Below are 1,534 nucleotides of genomic sequence, written 5' to 3'. Positions count from 1 at the left end.
ACTAGTGATTGCATTCATGGTGTGCTACCCCAAAAATTAGCAAAGGAAGAGGATGAATCATGAGAGCAGCACAAATACAGAAATGTTCAAAAAAAATCCAAGTGGAATTAAATGATGTTAACATACCACAGATCAATAGCCATGAGGTTCTTGTCAAAGTAAAAGCTGCAGGTGTAAATCCACTGGACATTCTTAATCTGAATGGCAGTGTTCGGATGATTGCTGACTATAAGTTGCCATTAACTTTAGGGAATGAACTATCTGGCATTATTGAAGCCGTTGGTGATGATGTTTTGAATTTTAAGGTTGGTGACCCTGTTTATACGAGGTTGCCGCTTAATAAAATCGGTGCTTTTGCTGAGTATGCGGCCGTAAATGAAGATGCTTTATCCATCATACCTGAAAATCTATCTTTTATTGAAGCTGCTGCGGTACCCCTTACTGCCTTGACTGCTTATCAAGCATTGCACGATGTACTCCATGCCCAGCCGAATAGAAAGCTATTCATTCCTGGAGGAACCGGAGGATTTGGCGCTATGGCAATTCCCATTGCCAAATCAATGGGATTACATGTTATTACAAGTGGAAGTGAAAGAGGCAGATCACGTACACTGTCGATCGGGGCTGATCAATTCATAAATTATAAGGCAGAGAATTATGCTAACATACTGTCCGATATCGATTATGTGATCGACACCTTGGGTGCCAAAGAGATCAAAGCTGAACTGGGCATTTTAAAACCACAAGGGAAATTGGTATCATTGAAAGCCGGACCAAATTATCGCTTTGCGGTTGACAATCATTTTCCGTTGTGGAAAAAAGCATTGTTTGGTCTAGTGGGTGCTCGCTTAGATTCTTTAGCACGTAAGAATCAAAATGAATATCGCTTTTTATTTGTGCAAGCCAATGGAAGTCAATTACAAGAAATCACTAAACTTGTTGAAAAAGAAAATATCAAGCCCTCTATAGATTCAACTTATACGTTTGGGGACATTAACAAGGCGCTGATTAAAGTGTCGATGGGCCACTCCCAAGGCAAAGTGATTGTGACCTTCTAAATAATAAGCAACTTATGTGATGTTGCTTGCATGTTCTGAGAATAAACAAATTATACTGTAGGCCGAAGTAAGCACATCTAATATTATAGACGCCGTTCCGAGATGACCTAAATAAACGATTATTGCTAGAAACGTAACAACAGGTGAAGCGACACGGGATTTAATATTACTTTGTGAATCCCAAAAAGGGGAGAAGAACAGATACTTAGTCATGTGGATGTTGATTATTTAAAGAATTGGTTCTCATTAACGCAATCCCCTGACCAAAGTTTCTGGCAGGGGGATTGCATTAATGTAAGTTCTAGTTCACATACTTCTCTATCGTGCTTCGGACTGCACCAGGACCTGCCAGCATCTCATGAAACATGGCTTCAATCTTGTCGCCCAGACCAATCTCATATAATCGGACACCGAACAGTTTGTCATCCTCGAGGAGGCAGCGAACCTCGGAGGTTTGATCGCCCAGCTTCGTGTTC

The 1,534-nt window shown here is 40.8% G+C and carries 1 protein-coding gene; it reads left to right on the top strand.

The window, feature by feature from the left end; genetic code table 11:
* Nucleotides 1–59 precede the first annotated feature (59 nt).
* Nucleotides 60–1,058 carry an NADP-dependent oxidoreductase gene (locus GRP75_RS26570; RefSeq protein ID WP_160790849.1) on the top strand — a complete coding sequence of 333 codons (999 nt, stop codon included), beginning with the start codon at nucleotides 60–62 and terminating at the stop codon, nucleotides 1,056–1,058.
* The last annotated feature ends 476 nt before the right edge of the window (nucleotides 1,059–1,534 follow it).

Origin of the sequence: Paenibacillus sp. OT2-17 (assembly GCF_009827695.1) — a bacterium.
Lineage (GTDB): Bacteria > Bacillota > Bacilli > Paenibacillales > Paenibacillaceae > Paenibacillus > Paenibacillus polymyxa_B.
Note: the sequence above shows the minus strand (reverse complement) of the source record. Positions and strands in the feature narration are given on the sequence as shown.

Bases quoted from the DNA above. Each gene is read 5' to 3' on its own strand.
- GRP75_RS26570 (WP_160790849.1), top strand. From the start codon at position 60: ATGAGAGCAGCACAAATACAGAAATGTTCAAAAAAAATCCAAGTGGAA.